Raw genomic sequence first — 8,264 nt, 5'->3', positions numbered from 1 at the left:
TGGTTGGGGCGGAGCCCTGGGGTCAGGGGGTCGCGGACTCCCTGAAGCGCGTCGTGCGGTGCACCGGGTCCGTGTCGATCTCCGGAATCACATGCTCCCCGATCAGCCGAATCGTGTTCATCGTGTCCTCGTACGAGATCCCGATCGGCAGCCCGAAGCTCAGCTGGTCGGCCCCCGCCTGCTCCCAGCGGCGGCACTGGGCGAGGACTTCGTCCGGGTCGCCACAGATCATCAGCTCCTCGGCGATGAGGAGTTCGATGATCTCCGGCGTGTACTCGGGCAGCAGCTCGGGCCATTCCGGGATGCCCTCGGGGCGCGGGAAGGTGTCGTGGTAGCGGAAGACCAGGGACTGGAGCCGGTTGAGGCCGCCGTTGACGGCGATCTCGACGGCCTTGTCGTGGGTCTCGGCGCAGATCGCGGTCGAGGTGACCATGACGTTGTCGTTGACGAAGGCGCCGACCGCCTCGGCCTCCTGGATAGCCGTCTTGTACTGCTCCAGGACCCAGGTCATGTCGGAGACCTTCTGGACGCTGAAGCCGAGGACGCCGAGGCCCTTCCTCGCGGCCATCGCGTAGGAGGACGGGGATCCCGCGGCGTACCACATGGCGGGGTGCGCCTTGCCGTACGGCTTGGGGAAGATCTTGCGCGGGGGCAGGGACCAGTGCTTGCCCTGGAAGCCCTCGTACTCGTCCTGCAGGAACATCTTGGGGAACTCGGCGATGGTCTCTTCCCAGAGCTCCTTGGTGTGGTTCATGTCGGTGATGCCGGGGAAGAAGCCGAGGATCTCGTGGCTGCCGGCGCCGCGGCCGGTGCCGAACTCGAACCGCCCCCGGGAGAGGTGGTCGAGCATGGTGACCTTCTCGGCGACCTTGACCGGGTGGTTGACGGGCGCGAGCGGGTTGAAGATGCCGGAGCCGAGGTGGATGCGCTCGGTGGCGTGCGCGAGGTAGCCGAGGAAGACCTCGTTGGCGGAGAGGTGGGAGTACTCCTCCAGGAAGTGGTGCTCGGAGGCCCAGGCGTATTTGAACCCGGATCTGTCCGCCTGGATGACGTACTCGGTCTCTTCGAGAAGTGCCTTGTGTTCGGCTTCGGGGTCGGCCTGTGCCCGCTTGGCCGGTACGTGTCCCTGTACAAAGAGCCCGAATTCCAAGGGGTTCACCGTCCCTCTGCTTCTGACGCACCGTCAGATCCGACTGTCGCAGGACGCCCGGTGGGCGTCAATAGCTGACGATGCGTCAGAGCGGGTTCACGCCCGCGAGCCAGCCGCCGTCCACGACGAAGGGCTGTCCGGTGATGTACGAGGAGTCGCCGGCGGTCAGGAAGAGCGCGAGCGCCGCCACCTCGCCGGGGGCGCCGATGCGCCCCAGCGGCACCAGCTTCCGGTAGAGCTCGCCGGTGGCCCGCGGGTCCGTGCCCTCGGGGTTGCTCATCGGGGTGTCGATGGCGCCGGGGCAGACGGCATTGACCCGGATTCCCTTGGCGGCGAGCTCGATGGCCGCGACCCTGGTCAGCCCGAGGATGGCGTGCTTGGTGGCGGCGTAGGCACCGACGTACGCCATGCCGGTCAGCGCGGTGTACGAGGCGGTGTTGACGATCGTGCCGCCGCCGGCCGCCTCGATCTCGGGCGCGACGGTGCGGATGCCGAGGAAGCAGCCGATCTGATTGACCTGGATGAGCTGCTGGAACTCGGCCAGCGGGGTGGAGACGAGCTCGTTGAAGCGGAGGATGCCCGCGTTGTTGACCAGGCCGTCGATGCGGCCGAAGGCGTCCTTGGCGGCGGTGACGGCGCCGTGCCAGTCCGCTTCGGCGCTCACGTCGAGACGGACGTAGCGGGCGGCGTCCTCGCCGATCTCCTCGGCGAGTGCCTGCCCCTGGTCGTCGAGCACGTCCGCGAGGACGACCCGTGCCCCTTCGGCGGCGAACAACCGCGCTTCCTGTTCGCCCTGCCCGCGTGCCGCGCCCGTGATGAGCACGACCCGCCCGTCCAGCTTGCCCATGTCGGTCTCCTCAGTCCAGGTGCGGTGCCACGTCGGCGGCGAAGGCCGCCATCTGGTCGGTGAGCTCGGCACGGCTCCGGGAGCGGAACCGCACCTGTATCTGGTGCACGCCCATCTCGCCGTACGCGCGCAGCGACTCGGCGAGCGCCTCGGGCGGGCCGCTGAGGGTACGGCGGCCGATGTTCCAGGTGGCGGCGCCCACATGGAGCGCCTCGGTGATGGCGCCGATGGTGAAGGGCCGCTCGATGCCCGCCTCCTCGCGCAGCCGCCGAATGGTGGCGATCTTCGCGGGGAGCCGGTCGCGGGGGTCGCCCTGGGGGAGCCAGCCGTCCCCCTTGAGAGCGGCGCGGCGCACGGCCGCCGGGGAGGATCCGCCGACCCACAGCGGTACACGGGGCTGGGCGGGGCGGGGTCGCTGGCCGAGGTCCTTGAAGGTGTACCGCTCGCCGGTGTGCACCGGGTACTCCTCGGGGCCGAGGGCCGCCGCGAGGGCGTCGAGGTTCTCGTCGAGGACGGCCCCCCGGTGGGCGAAGTCGGCGCCAACGGCCTCGAACTCCTCCTGCACGTGCCCCGCGCCGACCCCCAGGATCAGCCGCCCGCCGGAGAGGTGGTCGAGGGTGGCGTACTGCTTGGCGGTGACGAGGGGGTGGCGCAGGCCGACGACGGCGACATGGCTCAGCAGTCGTACCCGCGCGGTGGCGGCGGCGACGAAGGAGAGCGTGGCCACCGGGTCGTACCAGACCGTGCTCATGCCGGCCGCGAGCCGGCGGGGGATGGCGACGTGGTCGCAGGAGGCGATGTACGCGAAGCCGCCCCGGTCGGCGGCCCGGGCCGTCTCCACCAGATCGCCGGGTCCGGCCTCGGCCTCCCAGGACTCGGCGTAGAGGGTGGACTGGGACTGGACCGGGAGCTGCATCCCGTACATCACCATGGCGACCTCATCCGGCGTCTCGTCACGTGAAGAGCGGCTCCATCGTGATACCTGACGCCCCATCAGACAAGGGTCAGCCCAGCAGCGCGTACACCGTCGAGGCCCGTGCGGCGGCCTCCGTCTCCCCCTCGGCCGTCATGGTGATCTCGGCGAAGGCCATGCGCTTGCCGAGCTTGGTGAGGCGCGCCTCGACGAGCACGTCCGCGCCTACGACGGCACGCTGGAAGGTCGTCGACTGCTGCACCGTGGTCATCGGCACGAAAGCCCCACGGGCCGAGGAGACGGCGATGACGGTGGCCGTGTCGGCGGCGGCCATCAGCGCCTGCCCGGAGAGCCCGCCGCCTTCCCTGGCCAGCTGGTCGGACCAGGGAAGCCGCAGCACGGCGTGCCGCTCCCCCGCCTCCTCGACGGTCAGCCCGAGGTCCAGGACCCAGGGCGCGAAGTTGTCGGAGAGGATCTTGTCGGCTTCGACGCGTGAGAGTGTCATGCGCCGATGGTGCCGCCGGGCGGCGCCCGGGGCCAGAAGGCGGGCACGTCCGGGTCCGCGGGGGCGGAGCTGGAATATAGGGCGGCCGAGAATGCTGAGAGGGACGGCGCCGCCAGGCAGCTGCCGAACTCCTCGGCCGCCTACGACATCGCTCCGGGCCAGAGGCCGTCCTCCGTCAGACCCAGCAGCTCGATCGCGTTGCCCCGCACGATCCGCTCCACCACGTCCGGGTCCAGATGGCCCATCTGGGCCTCGCCGACCTCGCGGGACTTGGGCCAGGTGGAGTCCGAGTGGGGGTAGTCCGTCTCGTACAGGACGTTGCCGACACCGATGGCGTCGAGGTTCCTCAGGCCGAAGGCGTCGTCGAAGAAGCAGCCGAAGACATGCTCGGCGAAGAGCTCCGAGGGCGGCCGGAGCACCTTGTCGGCGACTCCGCCCCAGCCGCGGTTCTCCTCCCACACCACGTCCGCCCGTTCGAGGATGTACGGGATCCAGCCGATCTGGCCCTCCGCGTACATGACCCGGAGGCGGGGGAAGCGCTCGAACTTGCCGCTCATCAGCCAGTCGGTCATGGAGAAGCAGCAGTTGGCGAAGGTGATCGTGGAGCCCACGGCCGGTGGGGCGTCCGCCGAGGTGGAGGGCATCCTCGAGGACGAGCCGATGTGCATCGCGACGACCGTCCCGGTCTCGTCGCAGGCCTCGAGGAAGGGGTCCCAGGCGTCGGTGTGGATCGACGGCAGCCCAAGGTGGGGCGGGATCTCGGAGAAGGCGACCGCGCGGACGCCGCGGGCGGCGTTGCGGCGGACCTCGGCCGCGGCGAGTTCCGCGTCCCACAGCGGGATCAGGGTGAGCGGGACGAGCCGGCCCCGCGCGAGGGGGCCGCACCACTCCTCGACCATCCAGTCGTTGTAGGCCCGCACGGCGAGCAGGCCGAGTTCGCGGTCCTTCGCCTCCGTGAAGGTCTGGCCGCAGAAGCGGGGGAACGTGGGGAAACAGAGGGCGGACTGGACGTGGTTGACGTCCATGTCGGCAAGGCGGTCGGGCACGCTGTGGGAGCCGGGCCTCATCTGCTCGTAGGTGATCACTTCCAGGCGTATCTCGTCGCGGTCGTGGCCGACGGCGGTGTCGAGGCGGGTGAGCGGGCGGTGCAGGTCCTCGTACACCCACCAGTCGCCGACCGGGCCGTCGTCGCCCGGGGCTCCCATCACCGGGGCGAACTTCCCACCGAGGAAGGTCATTTCCTTCAGGGGGGCCCGGACGATGCGCGGGGCGACGTCGCGGTACTTCGACGGGAGCCGGTCCCGCCAGACATTGGGGGGCTCCACCGTGTGATCGTCCACCGAGATGATCTTGGGGAAGGTCTCCATGCGCCCCACCGTAGCGCCGATCTGACGGGTAGTCAGCTATTTGAGTGGCGGATAGTGTCACGACCTTGTGCAGAGCGTCACCCACTGCTGACGCATCAGCGGTCGACAAGGCAGACTGTCGGGGGCGAAACCAGCGGTACGGGGCAGGGGGAGCTATGGACCGTGAACACGGGCCGCGAGTGCCGGAGCAACGGGCTCCGCAGCCAGGCCCGGGCACCGATCTGCGCTTCGGCGTGCTCGGACCTGTGCGCGCCTGGCTCGCCGGTGACATCCTGCCGTCGGGTTCCCCGCAGCAGCGCGCCCTGCTCGCGGCCCTGCTGCTGCGCGACGGGCGCACGGCGACCGCGGCCGAGCTGATCGACGCCATCTGGGGCGACGAGCCGCCCTCACAGGCGCTCGCCGCGGTCCGGACGTACGCCTCCCGACTGCGCAAGGTGCTGCCGCCCGGCGTACTGGTCAGCGAGTCGGGCGGATACGCGATCCGGGGCCGGGCCGACGCGCTCGACCTCAATGTGGCACAGGAACTGGCCGCCGAGGCCGAGAAGGCACGGGCGGGCGGCGACCGCTGCCAGGCCCGCTTGCTGATCAACAAGTCGCTGGGCCTGTGGGACGGCGAGCCGCTGGCGTCCCTGCCCGGCCCCTACGCCGAGACCCAGCGGGCCCGGCTGGAGGAGTGGCGGCTGCAGCTCCTGGAGACCCGTCTGGACCTGGACCTGGAAGTCGGCTGCCACGCCGAGGCGATCTCCGAGCTGACCGCGCTGACCGCGGCACACCCGCTGCGGGAGCGACTGCGGGAACTGCTGATGCTGGCGCTCTACCGCAGCGGCCGGCAGGCCGAGGCGCTGGCCGTCTACGCGGACACGCGGCGCCTGCTCGCCGACGAGCTGGGCGTCGACCCGCGCCCGGAACTGGCCCGGCTGCAGCAGCGCATCCTCCGGGCCGACGCCGAACTGGCCCGGCCCGTGGAGGAGCCGGCGCCCGCCCCCACCGTGTCCCGGCCCGCGCAGCTCCCGGCGACGGTCCCCGACTTCACCGGCCGGGTGTCCTTCGTACGGGAGCTCAGCGATCGGCTGGCCACGGCCGAGGGCTCCGTCATGGCCGTGTCGGCACTCGCCGGCATCGGTGGTGTCGGCAAGACCACGCTCGCGGTGCACGTCGCCCACGAGGCGCGCACACACTTCCCCGACGGGCAGCTGTACGTCGACCTCCAGGGCGCCGGGGCGCGGGTGGCCGAACCGGAGACGGTGCTCGGGGCGTTCCTGCGGGCACTGGGCACGGCCGACTCGGCGATCCCGGACACCCTGGACGAGCGGGCCGCCCTCTACCGCTCCACGCTGGCCGGACGCCGCGTCCTCGTCCTGCTGGACAACGCCCGGGACGCCGCGCAGGTCCGGCCGCTCCTGCCCGGCACGGCGGGCTGCGCGGCGCTGGTGACCAGCCGCATCCGCATGGTGGACCTCGCGGGCGCGCACCTGGTGGACCTGGACGTGATGTCGCCCGAGGAGGCGCTGCAACTCTTCACGAAGATCGTGGGCGCGGAGCGGGTGTCCGCCGAGCGGGAGGCGGCCCTGGACGTGGTCGCGGCCTGCGGGTTCCTGCCGCTGGCGATCCGCATCGCGGCCTCCCGCCTGGCCGCCCGCCGCACCTGGACGGTCTCCGTCCTCGCCGCCAAGCTCGCCGACGAGCGGCGCCGGCTGGACGAGCTCCAGGCGGGCGACCTCGCGGTGAAGGCCACCTTCGAGCTCGGCTACGGCCAGCTGGAGCCGGCCCAGGCCCGCGCCTTCCGCCTCCTCGGCCTCGCCGACGGCCCCGACATCTCCCTCGCCGCGGCCGCCGCGGTCCTCGACCTCCCGCGGCACGAGGCGGAGGACCTGCTGGAGTCCCTGGTCGACACCTCGCTCCTGGAGTCGGCGGCCCCGGGCCGATACCGGTACCACGACCTCGTGCGGCTCTACGCCCGCGCCTGCGCGGACCGCGACGAGCAGCCCCCGGCCGAGCGGGAGGCGGCACTGTCCCGGCTGCTGGACTTCTATCTGGCGACGGCGGCGCGGGTGTACGCCATCGAGCGCCCCGGCGACCGGCTCGTCGACCACCTGGAGCCCACGACGTACGACGGAATCACCTTCACGGACCGCCACGCAGCCCTGGACTGGCTCTACACCGAGGCGAACTGCCTGCTGGCCTGCGCACGGCAGTCGACCGACGGCAGCAGGCTGCGGCGGGCCGTGGACCTGCTGTGGGCGGCCAAGGACCTCGCGGAGTCCGGGGCGAACTCCAAGCAGTACGAGGCGGCGGCAGTGGCCGCCCGGGACGCCGCGCGCTCGGCGAACGACACTCGCACCGAGGCCCGCGCCCGCACCACGCTCACCAATGTGCACCTGGTGGCGGGACGTTACGAGGAGGCCGACGAGGAGGCCCGCAACGCGCGCGTGCTCGCGGTGGAGGCGGGTGACGCGGCGCCGGTGTACTGGGCCGACAACGACCGCGGGATCATCGCCTTCAACCAGGGCAGCCACGCGGAGGCGGAGACGCATCTGCTGAAAGCCATGGACGGTTCACGCGCGGACGCGAATCTGCCGGGTGAGGCGAGTGCCCTGTGCAACCTGTCCCGTCTCCACCTCATCACCGGCCGCGCCGCCAGCGCCATCGAGCTCGCTCGCGAAGGAATCGGCATATACGACCGCATCGGCAGCGACTTGCGCCTCGCGAACGGCCGTTACGCGCTCGGCGTGGCACTGTCGCACGCAGGGCGCCAGGCCGAGGCGCTGGACCAGTTCAACCAGGCTCTCCACAGCTTCGGCAAGAACCGACAGAGGCTGTGGGAGGGCACGACCCACTTCCGCATCGCGCAGGCGCATCTGTCGGCCCGGCGTTCCGGGATCGCCGCCCAGCACGCCGAGCAGGCACTGGCCATCGGCTGCATCGGGGGCGACCGTATGCGGGGCAACGTCCTCACGACGCTGGGAGAAGCGCTCGACTCACTCGGTCAGCAGGACCGCGCACGGGCCTGCTGGCGTGAGGCGCTCGCGCTCTACGAGCAGGCGGGGGCAGGCGACGTGGAGCGGGTGAAGGCCCTCCTGTCACCGCTCGCAGCCGCCTGAGCTGGGCGGACTGCGGCGTTCAGCATTCGTTTATGCCCGCGCGGCACTCTCATAACCACGGTCCGTCGCGTCGGGGGGCACACGGGTCGAACGGGGGCTCATCGCTAAGGTGAGCGGTCCGAAGGGCGCCTGTTCGGCGGCCCACGGGGGAGTTGCCGAACAGGCGTGACCGTCTACCGCCGCACCGCGGCGAACAGGGGAGTTGACGAATGAGCGACGCGAAGAAGAACGAAGAGATCACCACGATGGGCGACAACCACACGCCCGCCCCGCCCGCGAACAACATTGTCACCATGGGCGACAACCACACACCGGCTCCGCCGAAGGACTCCATCGTCACCATGGGCGACAACCACACACCCGCCCCGCCGAAGGACTCCA

6 protein-coding genes are annotated in these 8,264 nt (G+C 71.2%); 1 reads left to right on the top strand and 5 read right to left on the bottom strand.

All coding sequences use genetic code 11. From position 1 onward, the window contains the following. Positions 1-22: 22 nt before the first annotated feature. The 5 genes from ACY34K_RS33445 to ACY34K_RS33425 all read right to left on the bottom strand — a co-directional run bounded on the left by ACY34K_RS33445 (position 23) and on the right by ACY34K_RS33425 (position 4,782). On the bottom strand, positions 23-1,150 hold the full coding sequence (locus ACY34K_RS33445; protein WP_462753973.1) for an LLM class flavin-dependent oxidoreductase: 1,128 nt from the start codon (positions 1,148-1,150) through the stop codon (positions 23-25). Positions 1,151-1,235: 85 nt separating this feature from the next. Beyond that, entirely contained in the window at positions 1,236-1,997 is a 762-nt protein-coding gene (locus ACY34K_RS33440) for an SDR family NAD(P)-dependent oxidoreductase (RefSeq protein ID WP_462753972.1), read from the bottom strand. A 10-nt stretch (positions 1,998-2,007) separates the two neighbouring features. Then, complete coding sequence (locus tag ACY34K_RS33435; RefSeq protein ID WP_462753970.1) at positions 2,008-2,928, bottom strand: TIGR03619 family F420-dependent LLM class oxidoreductase; 921 nt, start codon at positions 2,926-2,928, stop codon at positions 2,008-2,010. A 73-nt stretch (positions 2,929-3,001) separates the two neighbouring features. Further along, the gene (locus tag ACY34K_RS33430; RefSeq protein ID WP_462753968.1) at positions 3,002-3,415 is read right to left on the bottom strand and encodes a PaaI family thioesterase; all 414 of its coding nucleotides are present in this window, start codon (positions 3,413-3,415) and stop codon (positions 3,002-3,004) included. Positions 3,416-3,555: 140 nt separating this feature from the next. After that, positions 3,556-4,782, bottom strand: coding sequence for an amidohydrolase family protein (locus ACY34K_RS33425; protein WP_462753966.1), 1,227 nt, complete (start codon positions 4,780-4,782; stop codon positions 3,556-3,558). Positions 4,783-4,937: 155 nt separating this feature from the next. On the opposite strand from ACY34K_RS33425, the gene ACY34K_RS33420 reads away from it, so the two are divergent. Further along, on the top strand, positions 4,938-7,883 hold the full coding sequence (locus ACY34K_RS33420; protein ID WP_462753964.1) for an AfsR/SARP family transcriptional regulator: 2,946 nt from the start codon (positions 4,938-4,940) through the stop codon (positions 7,881-7,883). Positions 7,884-8,264: the final 381 nt, after the last annotated feature.

The organism is Streptomyces sp. STAM6, assembly GCF_054963715.1.
The sequence above is the reverse complement of the archived record's forward strand: the minus strand, read 5'-3'. Positions and strand labels throughout refer to the sequence as shown.